This is a genomic window from Oceaniferula spumae (assembly GCF_042849255.1).
Lineage (GTDB): Bacteria > Verrucomicrobiota > Verrucomicrobiia > Verrucomicrobiales > Akkermansiaceae > Oceaniferula > Oceaniferula spumae.
This window is the reverse complement of sequence record NZ_AP026866.1, coordinates 1016384-1031427: the sequence shown is the minus strand read 5'-3', so window position 1 is coordinate 1031427 and position 15044 is coordinate 1016384. Positions and strand designations below refer to the sequence as shown.

6 protein-coding genes are annotated in these 15044 nt (G+C 53.4%); 4 read left to right on the top strand and 2 right to left on the bottom strand.

What is annotated here, in order from left to right:
- Positions 1-43: 43 nt before the first annotated feature.
- Positions 44-1741 carry a dihydroxy-acid dehydratase gene (gene ilvD, locus ACSPJT_RS04390; RefSeq protein ID WP_435895155.1) on the top strand — a complete coding sequence of 566 codons (1698 nt, stop codon included), beginning with the start codon at positions 44-46 and terminating at the stop codon, positions 1739-1741.
- 3 nt (positions 1742-1744) lie between these two features.
- On the opposite strand, the gene ACSPJT_RS04385 is transcribed toward ilvD, so the two are convergent.
- On the bottom strand, positions 1745-7387 hold the full coding sequence (locus ACSPJT_RS04385) for a family 16 glycoside hydrolase (protein WP_435895154.1): 5643 nt from the start codon (positions 7385-7387) through the stop codon (positions 1745-1747).
- A gap of 50 nt (positions 7388-7437) precedes the next feature.
- On the bottom strand, positions 7438-9405 hold the full coding sequence (locus tag ACSPJT_RS04380) for an ABC-F family ATP-binding cassette domain-containing protein (RefSeq protein ID WP_435895153.1): 1968 nt from the start codon (positions 9403-9405) through the stop codon (positions 7438-7440).
- Positions 9406-9684: 279 nt separating this feature from the next.
- Here ACSPJT_RS04380 and ACSPJT_RS04375 point away from each other — a divergent pair, with 279 nt between their 5' ends.
- The 3 genes from ACSPJT_RS04375 to ACSPJT_RS04365 are packed head-to-tail and all read left to right on the top strand — an operon-like array spanning position 9685 to position 15027.
- The gene (locus ACSPJT_RS04375; RefSeq protein WP_435895152.1) at positions 9685-13347 is read left to right on the top strand and encodes a lamin tail domain-containing protein; all 3663 of its coding nucleotides are present in this window, start codon (positions 9685-9687) and stop codon (positions 13345-13347) included.
- Between the two features lie 44 nt (positions 13348-13391).
- Complete coding sequence (gene nadC / locus ACSPJT_RS04370) at positions 13392-14243, top strand: carboxylating nicotinate-nucleotide diphosphorylase (protein ID WP_435895151.1); 852 nt, start codon at positions 13392-13394, stop codon at positions 14241-14243.
- A gap of 55 nt (positions 14244-14298) precedes the next feature.
- A complete protein-coding gene (locus tag ACSPJT_RS04365) occupies positions 14299-15027 on the top strand; it encodes a PDZ domain-containing protein (protein WP_435895150.1) in 729 nt (242 codons plus the stop codon).
- Positions 15028-15044: the final 17 nt, after the last annotated feature.

Genomic DNA, 15044 nt, shown 5'->3' with positions numbered 1-15044 from the left:
CTTGCCTATTTACATCCTCGCGGCCAGAGGCTAGCAAATGGCTATGTCTGATTGTCGCCGCCCATTTTCATCCCAAGTATTCGATGGCCCTGATCGCGCACCTAGCCGTGCGATGATGCATGCTGTCGGTTTTAATAACGAAGATTTCGATAAACCACAGATCGGTGTCGCCTCCACCTGGAGCCAAGTCACCCCCTGTAACGTCCATATCGATCGCCTCGCCACCGAGTCCGCCAAAGGGGTCGATGCCGCCGGCGGAAAGGCCGTCATTTTCAATACCATCACCATTTCCGACGGTATTTCCATGGGCACCGAGGGCATGAAATACTCCCTCGTGTCACGCGAAGTCATCGCCGACTCGATCGAAACCGTGGTCGGCTGCGAAGGCATGGACGGTGTGGTCACCATTGGTGGCTGTGATAAAAACATGCCCGCCTGTATCATCTCGCTGGCCCGGATGAACCGCCCCGGCATCTTTGTCTACGGAGGAACCATCCTTCCCGGATGCACCACCATCAAGGGGGAGGAAAAGGACCTCGATATCGTTTCCGTCTTCGAAGCCGTTGGCAAACACGCCTCTGGTGAGTTCTCTGATGAAGAACTCAGAGCTGTGGAAGAAAACGCCATCCCCGGTGCCGGCTCTTGCGGCGGTATGTATACCGCTAACACCATGGCTTCGGCCATCGAGGCACTCGGAATGTCACTGCCTAACAGCTCCGCTCAAACAGCGGTGGGCGACGACAAGATGATCGACTGTTTCGACGCCGGTGCCGCCGTGCTGAACATGATCGACAAGGGCATCCGTCCGCGCGACATCATGACTCGCAAGGCTTTTGAAAACGCAGTCACCGTAGTCATCGCCCTCGGCGGATCTACCAATGCTGTGCTGCACTTGCTCGCCATGGCTCACGCCGCTGACGTGGAGCTCAACATCGATGACTTCACCGAGATCGGGAAAAAAGTCCCCATGCTCGCCGACCTCAAACCGAGTGGTAGATACGTCATGGCTGACCTGGTGAAAATCGGGGGCACCGTGCCGCTGATGCGCATTCTTCTCGAAGCTGGTCTGCTACACGGCGATTGCCTGACAGTGACCGGCAAGACTATGGCTGAAAACCTGGCGAACTCACCAATTCATTACCCTGAAGACCAGGACATCATCCGTCCGCTGGACAATCCGATCAAGAAAGACAGCCACCTCCGCATTCTCTACGGCAACCTTGCTCCAGAAGGTGCAGTGGCCAAGATCACCGGCAAGGAAGGCAATAGCTTCACTGGTAGCGCCCGTGTGTTCGACTGTGAGGAGGACGCGATGAAAGCCATTCTCGATGGAAAAATTGTCGACGGCAACGTCATCGTCATCCGCCGCGAAGGCCCCAAGGGTGGTCCTGGTATGCGCGAGATGTTAGGGCCCACATCCGCTGTGATGGGTCGTGGCCTTGGCGACACCGTAGCACTGATCACCGATGGCCGCTTCTCCGGTGGCAGCCACGGATTTGTGGTAGGTCACATCACTCCGGAAGCCCACGTCGGCGGTCCGATCGGGCTGCTGAAAGATGGCGACGAAATCACCATCGACGCCGTAGGCAACACCATCAGCGTCAACCTCAGCGACGAAGATTTGGAAAAACGCAAAGCCGATTGGCAACCATACGAGCCTCGCTACAAGCGCGGTGTGCTTGCCAAATACGCTCACACAGTGACCTCTGCCTCCACAGGGGCATGCACTGACAAGTTCTAAGTCTTACTGCTGCTTTTCCAGACTCCGGAAGTATTCGAGGATCGCCTCGAATTGCTTCCGGGCGTCTTTATCGTAATCGGCCAGCGGCGACACGTTATCCGTGGTGTAGCGCGGCATCTTGGTGGTGGGCGTGATGCTAAGTGGGTTCTCCATCCAGCGATGGTAATAGCCGGGGCGCAAGCGACGGGCGACGCGGTCGAAATTGATACCTTCCACTTCGAATGCGGCGAGCGCTTTGGTCTCGCCGACAGCGTGGCAAATGGTGCAGGCAAATCCGCCGCTGGAGCCGATGAGTTTTTTGCCGACAGCCGCCTTGTCTTGATCGATCTCGGTAAAGTCTGGCTTGCTAGGCGCCATGCCGTGCTGCTTGCACAGTCCATCGGCTAACAATTTCGCGCGCGAATGGAACGCCGGCATTCTCATCGCCAGCCATGGGCGTGGACGTTCTTTGACGCTGCCGTCTAACACCTGTTGTAAATAATCCGTGTGCAGCATTTCCCCGATGTAGGTGAGTTGCGGGCGAGATTGATCGACCTTGTGGTGATCGCCCCCCTTGATTCCTTCGGTCAGCGACTGGCTCTGGGAGTGTAAACTCGCAAGTAGGGACGGTTCTCCATCTCGCTCATGGCAAGCCATGCAGTTGAGTGACTTGAACTGGCGGTCGACGTAATCGTGGGTGGATGTGTGTGCCAGTTTCTCTGAAGCGTTTTCTTTGCTATGGGCTAGGAAATTTTCTAACTGATCGATCTGTTCACCGCTCAAGTTGAAGTCAGGGCCTTTTTTGTTTTTCTGCAAAGTCAGGCAACCTTTCTTGGCCCAGTTAGACTGCACGATGGTGTTGAAATCCGGCAGCTTTTTCGTGCCACGATCGAGGTCGTCGTGGCAGGCGGCGCAGTTGTGTGAGACCACCAGTTTTTTACCACGACCGGCATCACCTTTTGGCATTTCAACCGGTGGTGTGTTTTTTCCTTTCGACGCCTGCAGTAAATAAGCAGCCAGTTCGTGGGCTTCATTTTGGCTGAGCTTGAAATCGGGCATCTTGCTGGCGGCATAATGACGGTCAGGTTTAGTGAGGTAGGCGACCAGGGCACCAGGGTTATACTTGGAGCTGATATTATTCAGCGGTGTGCGCTGGTTATCGGCTTTCGAGGTTTGGTCTGGCAGCGTGTGGCACGCGACGCAGCCTAATGAGTGGAAGTGGGCTCCACCGAGTTTCGATTTCTTCAGATCGACTTCGACATTTTCTGCCTTATCCCCAGTGGTAAAGAGCGCGAGGTAAGCTGCCATGTCGGCAGCGTCTTGGCGGCCTTCCGGACTGCGTCCATCGACGAACTCAGGCATGGTGGTGCCGGGTTTCATGGTATGCGTTTGGCTCAGCCACTGGGCTAGCCATGATTGGTTCACGCGGTTGCCGATGCCTTTCATTGCTGGGCCTTTTTCGTGATGCTCTGGGAGGGATGTTTTGCTGTCGGTGACATGGCACTGGGTGCAGTTCTGCTGGAGCAAGGTGTCGCGACCATTTCTGAGCTTAAGCGCATCGGTTAGTTTCTGGTCTGGCTGATGGTAGAAATAGGTGGCCGGTATACTCTGTTGGGGGATGCTCTCAGTTTGCCAAAGCACGCGGATCTGGCCGGTGTCATTGACGCTGGTGTAGTGCAGTTCAAAACGGTGAGTGCCCGGATCCAGCTGGATGCTTTCTGAAAGGGTTTTGCTGAACGCCTCGGCGTCGCCGCTGACTTTGATGATCTCTTTGCCATCAATTTTCAAAACGGCGCTACCTCGTCCTTCCAGACTGAACTTGGGTGACATCCGCTCATCCAGTTTCAGGAAACCGGACCATTGGGAGGTGAAGGCACCATTGCCTAACATGTCAGAGATGGCATCACCCGGGCTGACGTATTGCGCGGGGAGACGACTGACACGATGATCGGTCTGATCCTTGATGGTGATGCTCTGGATCAGTCCGTGACGAAGGTTTTCTAATTGTGCAGTGGTGTTTTTCTTGTCGGCCAGCACCGTGGCGTCCTGATGGGCTGCCATCTTATGAACGGTGTTAATGATCTCGCCATCGGCCGGAGTTTGATCGGCGAACTTGAGTTTGTAACGGATGCTCATTTGCTGCGCAGGCTTCATGCTGGGGATGTGCAGGAAGAGCGTTTTCTTATCGGCTAACAGGACGCTACGAGCGACTTCGACACTGTCATGTTTCCGATACTTGGCACTCTCTTGAATCAGTGCCTGTTCCTCGGCCTTGAGATCCGGATTATCGATCGAGAATTCACCTGAGCCGTATTGTCTTGAGCGGATGTATTTCCAGCGCTCCACTTTGAAATTGAACCGGTCAGCCACACTCTTGGCATCGAGTTCTTTTTCGAAGCGGATGTAGACGCCTTTCTCAGTGGCCTTCAATTGATCAGGGATGGTGACGGTTTTACCATTGTAGCGAATGCGTTGAAATGCTTCTGGCGTAGCGGCGTTCGTCTGCCATCCACGGAAGCCTAGCGTGTAAAGCGACCCGTCAGGGTGAAATCTGGCGCGCATGGCGGATGAGTGGAGTTTGACCGGAATGCGGACGACTCCGCCCTGCATCGTGCTATCCACCTCCTGCTTCAGCACTCGATAGAGAGAGCTTTGGCCGTAGGAAAGGTGGATGAGTTCGCCGGGGTGGAGGCCCCAGTTAGAATTTTCTGGGACCCAGACCTGACCGCCGCCAGAGTTATCGATGCGCATGGGGAAATAGCAGAGCGGAAGATGCATTTCCTGTCCCTTGAGATGGTGGGCGGCGTCCTCGACGCCGAGGAATTTATCCTTGCCTGTGAAGTAGTTCAGCTTGCAGCAAGGCTGCCAAGTTCCCTCGTTTTCACCGGTGGTGATTTCCCCGTTAGGTCCGACTCCAAGGCCGCCTGGGGCCCGCAGTCCGGTGGCAAGGACTTCGAGGTTTTTGCCATATTTGGAAATTTTCATGACGGTGCCGTTGTGCGGTAGGATCTTGTCAAATCCGCGACCTCCAGCGAGCACGGGGGCACCTTTTACGATGTAGAAGTTACCCTCCTTATCGGTCTGCAGTGAGAAGGCAAACTCGTGGAAATTCTTGGTGATGAGGACGTCGTTGTTAAAACATTCATACCAGTCCGCCTCGCCATCATTGTTCTGATCATGCAAGCGGGTGATCTGATCACGACCGTGCACGTAGACCTTGTCGTCGACAATTTTCAGACCGAGGGTTTCAAACAAACCGGTGGCATAGCGGCGCCACTGAACCTGTTTCCATTCGCCCTTCAGACCTTTGACAATCCAGACATCACCGTTCCAGGTGCAGACAGCCGCGGAGTCACCATCGGAGAAAAAGTCAAAGCCTCCTACGCGCATGTTGGAGTGCCATGGATTATCTGAGGGAAGTCCGATCCGGTCGACCGACCAGATGTCATCCTCAGAGCCAAGCGATGCCTTGGCCGAAACTGGCTGGGCGTAAAGCGCGGGCCCACCGTGGGTGAGCGATTCCAGTTCTCGGGGAGCGGGAGTGGCGGACTGCAGGGTTTTCAGAGTGGCTGCGAGTGTCGACTGTCCTGATGACGCGTATCCGAGCGCAAACCGGGTGGCTTTCTTGTTAGCTGGGATGTGTAAAGTTAGAGTACCATTGCCAGCATCCTTTAATTGCACCCCGGTGCCACGGACGGCGACGCAGTAGGAAGAGTTGTTTTGGTGGACACGAGCAAGAGGTTTGAGAGCAGGGGCTTGCTCTCCGTATACATCGATCTCGGAGAAGAAGGTATGGCTGAAGCTGTTTTTCTGACCAGGCTGGCAGATGAACAGAAGCTTGTGAAAGGAACCGATCGGTTTGCCTTCAGGGGCCAAGATGGCGACTCCGTGTTTGCCGCCGTTGCCGAGTTCACGGGTATCGTAGGTGGCGACTTTCTGCCATCCGCCGGCTTCGAGTTTATCGGTGGCGAGCTTCGGGTCTGCGTTGTCATTGCTGCTGCCGTAAATCGCGACCTTCTGGGGGGAGCGGTTGCTTTTATGCTCAGAGAAAAGATGGATTCGGCTGATGTCTTTCAGCGAGCCGAGACCTAGTTCCAGTCGACCGGCTTGTTTTTTATCCGCGAAGAAGAAACTGCGACCGACATCGTCTGAGTTCCGAGATGTTAGGCCATCGTTGAGGCGAACTGCGACGTCTTCCTCACTACCAGATTTAGCATGGGCTTGATTAAAATCTGAGAGCACCCTGAAGTATGCCTGCTTGTTCGTTTTACGGTCGATCAAGTCTTTGCTGGATGGTTTTCCCATCGATAACATTTCCCAGCCATCGTCCGAGCGATCCATGACGACACTGACTTTGCCCACTTGAGGGCGTGGAGTTCCATCGCTTTGATCCGCACCGGTGCTGACGATGGTGGCCGACTGTTTGTCTTCTGAAACGGTGGCCTTGGCGCCTGCGTTATCGGCCACTAACATAATGCGGTCGTGATCACATGGAGCCAAATCGAATTGCCTGAAGGCTAGGGGTGTGGTTCCGGCGACCTCACCACTGGGCATTTCAAGAACCCTCGATCCGCGAACTGAGTAATCGAGAATCGTTTGATTCCCCTGGCGATAATGGCCGTTGAAGCGGGCGTGGTCCGGAGCAAGGTTACCATGGCCGGGGAACTTCCGAGTATCTTCAAAGGATCCGTTTTGATCGGCCCAGCCAGGTTTGGTTGAGGTTTGGAAAATCGAGCTCGTCTCATTGGCCATACTTACGAGTGAGCCATGACGGCCGGTCCATGGCGTGCCTGCCCAGTGAACTCCCCCTTGATACGCTGAGGCGAACCGCAAAGTCTCGGTGTCAAACAGACCGTGAATGCTGTCGGTTTTTGAGAGCTCCAGGCGAAGGCCTTTGAGAGCGCCGACACGTGGGACGCCTTGGTAATAATCACCAAATGAATTCGCCCAAGCCGGACCGGTGTCCATCTTCTCATACCATGTGGCTTTTTTCTTCGGCATGTTTCTGTAGTTCAACCACTCCGCGCGGGTGACCCCAACTTGCCTCAGAACATCGTCCAGATTTGCATCATCATCCCATTCCTGCACGGTCACTTTGCGGAATGATACTTTGGATTTTGGATCATGGTTTTGCAGACCGAAGTAGCCTTGCTGGTCGCCTCGGCCAGGTTGGGTGGTGAAGATGTTCACCAACTCGCCATTGAGACGAATGGCGATTTTATTTCCCACCGTGGTGATCTGGTATTGATTCCATTCGCCCGGTTTTTTCAGAGGAATATGGCTGGCTGCTTGGATGTCGTAAATGGCACCAGTGCTCAGTTTTTCAGCTTTGTCGCCACTGATCTGGCACTCGTAGCCCTGTTTGACGGCTATCCATGGATCGTTTTTGGGATCTGGAAAACGGACGAAGACGCCGGAGTTCCATTTCGTATCTGGCAGAGAAAACTCCAGATTGATGGTGGCGTTTTTGAATGACTTGCCTGAATACCACCAGAGGCCCATGCCTCCCTCGGCAGTGGCTACACCGTCGGTGACAGCAAATTTGCCCGGACCGGCTTGTTTCCAATCCCCGGATTTGGCGGGAAATAACTCAACTTGATCCGCTGCGTGCAGCTGGGGAACAAAGAGGGCGAGACTGACGATGAAAATTCTAGAACGTAATAGCATGAGCAAGTCGTTGATACGATCTGCTCATTAGAGCAAATAAGACGGGACACTTACAGGCTTAATTCGGCTTCCAGCTTTTCAATTTTGTCACTGACCTCACCCCACTGGGAGAAGGCTTTTTCGAGTTTGTCGGCGAGGACTTGGTAGGCGGCCGATGCTTGCTGCATTTTGTCAGAGTCTCCGGCCGTTTCCGGGTCAGACATATGCGTGGTGAGCGTCGCTTGGCCTGCTTCGTACTCGGCGATGTTTTTTTCCAGTTCTTCGAGTTCTCGTTTAAGCGGCGGGAGCACATCATTGCGTTTCTTCCGCTGCTCGGCCTCGATCCTGCGCTGCTCCTTGCGGTTGACGCCCGGAGTTGAAGTTTTGTTAGGTGCTGGAGCGGCGGCTGCGACTCCCTTGGCGGCGTTTTTCTCCTCCTCGATTTTTTCGAGGTAGTAAGTGATGTTACCTGCGAAGGTGCGTGGGGCATGGCCCTGGCGGAACTCGAGGGTTTTGGTGACGATGGGATCGAGGAATGAGCGGTTGTGGGAAACGATCATGTAGGACCCCGGATAATCCTTGAGCGCATTCTGCAAGACCTCCTGCGACTGGATGTCGAGGTGGTTGGTCGGTTCGTCGAGAATCAGGAAGTTGGCGGGGCGGAGTAGCATGCAGACTAAGGCCACACGCGATCTCTCACCTCCGGAGAGGACACCGATTTTTTTAAAGACATCATCGCCACGGAACAGGAAACAACCTAACAAGTTCCGCGCAAGTGGTGCGTTCTCACGTGATGCGGCACTTTCGGCACACTCGAGCACGGTGATGTCCGGGTCGAGTTCGTCGGCGTGGTTCTGGGAGAAAAAGGAGACGGCGGCTTTGTGCCCGAAGGTGTGTGTGCCGGAGTCGGGTTCTTCCTGACCGGTGATCAGTCGGCAGAATGTGGATTTTCCTGCGCCGTTAGGTCCGACGATGGCGAGTCGCTCACCGCGGGTGACTTCAAAATCGAAGTCCTGGAAAATGTTGATCTTACCGTAGGACTTACAGGCTTTTTCCAGCACTGCCACGCTCTGGCCGGAAGCTGGTGGATTGGGGAACTTGAAGCTCATCACGGCATCGTCTTCCTCCAGCTCGATGACCTCGATTTTTTCCAGCTGTTTGATCCGGCTCTGAACCTGCTTGGCCTTGGAGGCGGTGGCGCGGAAGCGATTGATGAAATCCTTGGTCTGCTTGATCTCGCGTTGCTGAGATTTGTAGAGCTTGAGCTGAATTTCTTTACGCAGCACCGATTCCTTGACGTAGAACGAGTAGTTGCCGGCGTATTCCTCAGCGCGGCCGTGGTGGAAGGCCATGGTGCGGGTGGTCAGCATGTCGAGCAGGGCCAGATCGTGGGAAATGATCAGGATGGCACCGGGGTAATTGACCAAGTAACTTTCCATCCATTTCTGGGAATCAATGTCGAGGTGGTTGGTCGGTTCGTCTAAAAGTAGAACGTCCGGCTGCGCCAAAAGGAGTTTTGCCAGTGCGATCCGCATTTGCCAGCCACCTGAAAATTCGCCGCAGTCGCGGGTGAAATCCGAGCGTTTGAAGCCGAGACCAGTGAGCACGGACTCCATGCGGGGTTTGATCAGGCCTGGGTCGGCATCATGAAGTTTCAGTTCGAGCTCGCCGATCTGGTTGAGGAGATCGGAGAAGGGGGCGGAGCGGGGATCGAGATGATGGAGTTTTTCCGACATCTCATCGATGTCTTTTTGCATCGCCTTGGCCTCGGCAAAAGCAGACTCCACCTCGTCCCAGAGCGTGATGCCGTGGATATGGATTCCTTCCTGAGGCAAGTAGCCGATGTCACAGTGTTTAGGCTTGGAAAGCTTGCCACCGTTGGGCTTGAGGATGCCCGCGATGCACTTCATCAGGGTTGATTTACCTGCTCCATTGTGGCCGGCAAAAGCGATGCGCTCCTTGGGATGAACGGTGAAGGAGAGGTCTTTAAAGATGACCCTAGCTCCGAATTCGATATGAAGATTTTGAATTGCCAGCATCGCGGGCAGGTTTCTGCCAGAATTTTGCCAATTAACAACGGTATTTTCATCCAAGACGGCTGTAGAGGACTTCGATGGCTTTTTTTCGACAATCGAGTGAGTGGTGGACGCTAAGCCAGAGATCGAGTAGCTTGCGCCTTGAAAAGGAGATTCATTTTTCCATGCTGGATGGAATCCATTGCTCGAAGTCCGTACACTACCGATTTACCTATGCGATCATTCTTAAAATCACTGCTTTTAATGATGTGGGTGTGTGTACCTCCATTGACGGCAGCTCCCGTGATTTCTGAGTTTCTCGCATCCAACGACAGTGAGCTTGCGGATGAGGACGGAGAGTTTTCCGACTGGATTGAAATTCACAACCCGGATGCTGTTGCGGTCAACATGAGCGGCTGGCACCTGACCGACAATGCAGGAAATCTGGACAAGTGGACTTTTCCCAATGTCACCATTCCAGCTGGTGGATATCTGGTGGTTTTTGCCTCCGACAAAGACCGAACGGTGCCAGGTAATGAACTACACACCAATTTCAAACTCAGCGCCGAGGGAGAATACCTGGCCTTGGTGATGCCAAATGGTTCGACCAAGACCACCGAGTTCAATCCTTTCCCTGCTCAATACACGGATGTCAGTTACGGAACCAACGGGACAACAGTATTAGTCGCTGAAAATGCAGCGCTGAAATATGTGCTGAACACTCCGTCCAACGACGGCACGGGGAAAAACTGGACCGAACATGATTTTAATGACAACACGTGGAACGGGGGCTCGGCGGGTATTGGCTACGATAATGGCAGCGACTATGATAGTGTGATCCAGACGCAGGTTCCCAGCGGTACCACAGAAACATGGATACGTTTTTCTTTTCAAGTCACCGATCCCACAGAGTTGAGCGGACTGCTGTTGAGCTTGAGGTATGACGATGGCTTTCAGGCCTATATCAATGGCACATCGGTGGCATCGGCGAATATTTCCGGCGGTACGTCACCGAGTGAATCCAACGATTTTGTCGACTTTGATCTCAGTAGTTATCAGTCGGCATTACGGACTGGGGAAAATGTGTTGGCAATCCGACTTGTGAACTCGAGTAGTTCCAGCAGCGATCTGCTGTTGATCCCTCGCTTGATGGCTACTGTGGTGTCCTCAAGCGAATCTTTCACTTTTCTAACTGATCCGACACCCGGATTTTCTAACCAAAGTGGGGTACTCAATCCAGGGCCTATCGTGTCAGATGTCCAGCACACTCCGGATCTGCCACAGGATAATGAGAGTCTGTTAATCACCGCCTTGGTTCAGCCCAGAGGAGCGGCGGTTGCCTCCGTCTCGCTCAAATACCGGGTAAACTACGCAGGCGAGATCACGATGGCGATGAATGACAATGGCACGGGCGGTGATGTCTCTGCTGGCGACGGAATTTTTTCTGCAGTGATTCCGGCGTCTGTAGCTGGGCCGGGGCAGATGGTGCGTTGGAAAATTCTCGCGACCGACAGTGACTCTCTTGAGTCAACGCTGCCACTTATCACTGACACCACGGGGAACAGCCAATCGCCTCAATACTACGGAACCATGATTGCTCAGCCGTCCGTGGAGCAGGGGATCCCTGTGATGCACTGGTTCACTCAAGACGCTAGCAATGCGCGGAACCGGACAGGTTCTCGCGCTTCGGTTTTCTATCTGGGGAAATTCTACGATAACATCTATGTGAGACAACGAGGCGGATACACCAATACCAACTCACAGAAGTTTGACTTCAACAAAGGCCATCCATTTTACGCCAATGATCAGATGCCCGCCGTGGGGGAAGTGAACATGAACTCCAACGGTGCCGATAGCTCGTATGTTAGGCAGCCTATGGGGTTTAATTTTCATCAAGCTGCTGGGAATCCAGGGAGCATTGCCTACCCGGTACAGATGCGTTTGAACGGAAGTCAGGATCGGGTAGGGATTCTGATTGAGCAGGTCGACGAGGATTACCTGATCCGCAACGGGCACGATAACACTCCGGGAGATCTCTACAAGCTCGTGCAGCGGAGCAATTTGAACCCGGTTTTTGACGATACTTCCACTGGGGTGGAGAAGAAAACCGGGGACCTCAATGACTTTTCATCGCTTCAGGATTTGGTCGACGACCTGAAACTTGGCAGCTCCACCGTTAGAGTGAACCGTTTTTACGACAACATGGATGTGCAGGAGTTTACCAACTACATGGCAATCAGGGCTCTGCAACAACAGGCGGATGATGTGCGGAAAAACTTCTACGTCTATCAGGACACCCACGGTGATGAGCGCTGGCGGATTTTCCCTTGGGACCTTGACTACACTTGGGACATAGCCGGAGGCCATGGTGAAGAGCGGGCCGATCATCCGTTTTTTGGTATCGAGGCATTCCCCTCGGATGATGGTAACCATCAGTGGAACCGACTCTACGATGTAGCCTTTGAAGATGTCACAATGCAGCGGCTGATGCTCAGGCGGTTACGCACGCTGATGGACGACTACCTCAAGCCAACTCCCAGCGGTGGATGGTTTGAGGCCAAGGTGGATGAGGTATTTGATTCCATGGCCGGACTGCCCGGACCTAACAGCGGTAATCGCAACTCACTTCGTAACACGGAAATCCCAGAGCGACGGAACGAGCTCTACAATATCTACACGACATCCATTCCCGGAATGGCAACCGTGATTCCTGCCGCCCAGCCATCGAATCCGGTCATCCTAATTGATCAGGTGGATTTCAATCCAGCAAGCGGTGATCAGGACGAGGAATATATCCGTATTTCCAATAGTGAGAATACTGAGATTGATATCAGTGGCTGGAGTTTGAGTAGTGCGGTGACATTTACTTTCCCAGCAGGAACGGTGATTCCTCGAAACGGAGAAATTTTCGTGTCACCTGATCTGAAAAAATTTGCTTCACGTTCGACATCACCGAAAGCGTTGGAGCGACGCTTGGTCTCCGGTCCGTATCAGGGCCACCTATCAAGTTTGGGTGAAACAATTGTTCTGACTGATGCATCTGCCAACGTGGTGCAATCCTACAGTTATGAAGGCGACCCGTCACCAGCCCAAGAATTTCTGGTCATATCGCAGATGAACTACGCCCCTCAGATGAATCCGGATGCGGAGTACATCGAAATCATGAATATATCTTTCACTGAAACGGTGAGTCTTGCCGGAGTCAAATTCGTCAATGGGGTAGACTTTGATTTCACCAGTTCATCGGTGACTTCTCTCGCTCCGGGGGAAGTGGTGCTCGTGGTTAAAAATCAATCGGCGTTCACCTCGGTTTTCGGAAATTCTGTCACGGCACGGATTGCTGGTGAATTTTCCGGAGGAACATCGCTGAATAACGCAGGCGAGACGATCAAGCTGGATGACGCCGCCGGAGCTACGATTCACGACTTCACCTACGACGATGTGGCACCATGGCCAGTCGCCAGTGGCCGGGCGCTCGTTTTAATCAATCCCACGATCAGGCCGGATCATGATGAACCTTCGAACTGGATGCTCAGTTCAGATGAAGAGGGAAGTCCTGCCGGCGCAGTGTCTGGATTTACAGGCTGGCTAGCAGACCGAGGTGAAACCGATCCTCTATCAGATAATGATCACGATGGCTGGAGCGAGCTTCTGACATATGCTTTGGGGCGCGACTTGGCAGGTGAGGATTTCGTCCATCATGGATCCGTGCAAACTTTGAATGTCAATGGCATCGACGGTGATTACCTGACTCTAACAAGCACTATTCGCGATACTAACAGCGCTGAAGTGATTCCCCAGGTTTCCGATAGTCTGAGTAATTGGACAGATGCAACGGAGGGCATGGATGTGATACGCGTCTCTGACGTAGCGAACGGCGACGGCACGCGCACGGTGACCTATCGCAGTATAGCGCCTATAGTTCCCGGCAATCAGCAATTCATGCGTCTGAAAGTGAGCCAGTAGAATGAGGGATTGTCATTTCAGGCAGGGTGTCCGATGATTTGCGCATGGAAAAGTTCTCAGAGGAAACTAACAAACTAATCGATCTGGCACTGCAGGAGGATATCCGCGATGGTGATGTGACATCACTCTATTTCGTTCCTGCCGACCAGACCTCCAGTGCTTATATTTATGCCAAAGCTGACGGCGTATTAGCTGGAGTGGATGTCGCCCTTGAGGTTTTTCGCCGGGTAGACGGTGAGATCAAAATCAAAGCCGTAAAAAATGACGGTGACTCATTGAAGTATGGTGACCACGTTTTGGAAATCGAAGGTGGATCTCGCTCAATATTGACCGCCGAAAGGACAGCATTGAATTTCCTTCAGCGGCTCTCGGGCATCGCCACCAATACCAGCAAATATGTGGCCCTAACCGAAGGCACCAAGGCTCAGATCTTGGACACGCGTAAGACCACACCAGGATGGCGCCAGCTGGAAAAAAGAGCCGTGGTAGCTGGCGGTGGCACCAACCACCGCATGGGGCTCTATGATCGGGCGATGGTGAAGGATAATCACATCGTCGCGCAAAACAAAATCGAAGCCATGCAAGAGGCGATCCATCAGCTTAAAAAAGACCGGCCGAATGTGGAGGTTGAGCTTGAAGCGGATAATCTCACCCAAGTGGAGGACTTTCTGCGCATGGAGGGCGTTGACTACATTTTACTCGATAACATGGATAACGATCAAATGATCCGTGCTGTCGAGATGCGTGGTAAATCCGGCCCTAGACTGGAAGCCAGCGGTGGGGTGAACCTGACTACCGTGCAGGGGATAGCTCAAACCGGAGTCGATTTTATATCGGTCGGAGCGCTAACCCATTCCGCAGTGGCTCTGGATTTGTCGTTGGAGTTTGCAGGATAAGATTCCTGATCATGCGGGTGTTGCAATCCTGCCGAATCGCGGTAGCATTTCGCTTATGACTAGAGTGCTGGAAGTTCCGAATCGCATCGGGCGATTGATCGCAGGTTTTTGTGCCGTGTGGATGGTAGCTTCTTCGACGCTGGTTTCCGCTGAGGTGCCGAAGGCTGCGCTGGAGAAAATGGCATCGGATGAATTTACAACACGAGAACTCGGTTTCAGTGAGCTGAAAAAGTGGTCGATGGAAAACCTCAACGCATCCCCTGAACAGCTCTACAAGACTTGGAAAAATATCGCCGATCCTGAAGTGAAAACTCGTTGCTTCTCACTGATGAAGGGTGCTGTGATTCAGCGAAAATTCGGAAGAGGTAAAGGATTTGTCGGAGTGAGGATGGAGGATGTCACCATTCCCGGAAAACCGGGAGACGCGGGCATTATCGGGGTGAGAATTACTCAGGTAGTCCCTAACACACCCGCCCAGAAAGCGGGCCTCACCGCGGGCGATGTGGTGATTGGCGTGGATGAGGTTGATTTCAACAAAATGCCCAAAGCTCAGGTTCAGGCAGGGGCAGTTGAAGTTTTCAGCGCCTATATTCAATCCAAGCACCCCGAAGATGTCATCACCCTGCACATCATGCGTGGGGGTAAGAAGATCGAGAAAAAAGTCAGACTCATGCTCAGACCAGCGGATGCAGATATTGATCCGTTCGGTGGCCGGATGCACGAGAACCAGGCCGATGATACCGAACTCTTCTTTGACGGCTGGTTGAAAAAAATGGAGGGATGAGGCTAAGCCGGCGCCTA

What these genes read in the sequence shown, in the direction of transcription:
- ACSPJT_RS04365 (WP_435895150.1), top strand. Translation starts at nt 14,299, where the DNA reads ATGACTAGAGTGCTGGAAGTTCCGAATCGCATCGGGCGATTGATCGCA.
- ACSPJT_RS04380 (WP_435895153.1), bottom strand. Translation starts at nt 9,405, where the DNA reads ATGCTGGCAATTCAAAATCTTCATATCGAATTCGGAGCTAGGGTCATC.
- nadC (WP_435895151.1), top strand. Translation starts at nt 13,392, where the DNA reads ATGGAAAAGTTCTCAGAGGAAACTAACAAACTAATCGATCTGGCACTG.
- ilvD (WP_435895155.1), top strand. Translation starts at nt 44, where the DNA reads ATGTCTGATTGTCGCCGCCCATTTTCATCCCAAGTATTCGATGGCCCT.
- ACSPJT_RS04385 (WP_435895154.1), bottom strand. Translation starts at nt 7,387, where the DNA reads ATGCTATTACGTTCTAGAATTTTCATCGTCAGTCTCGCCCTCTTTGTT.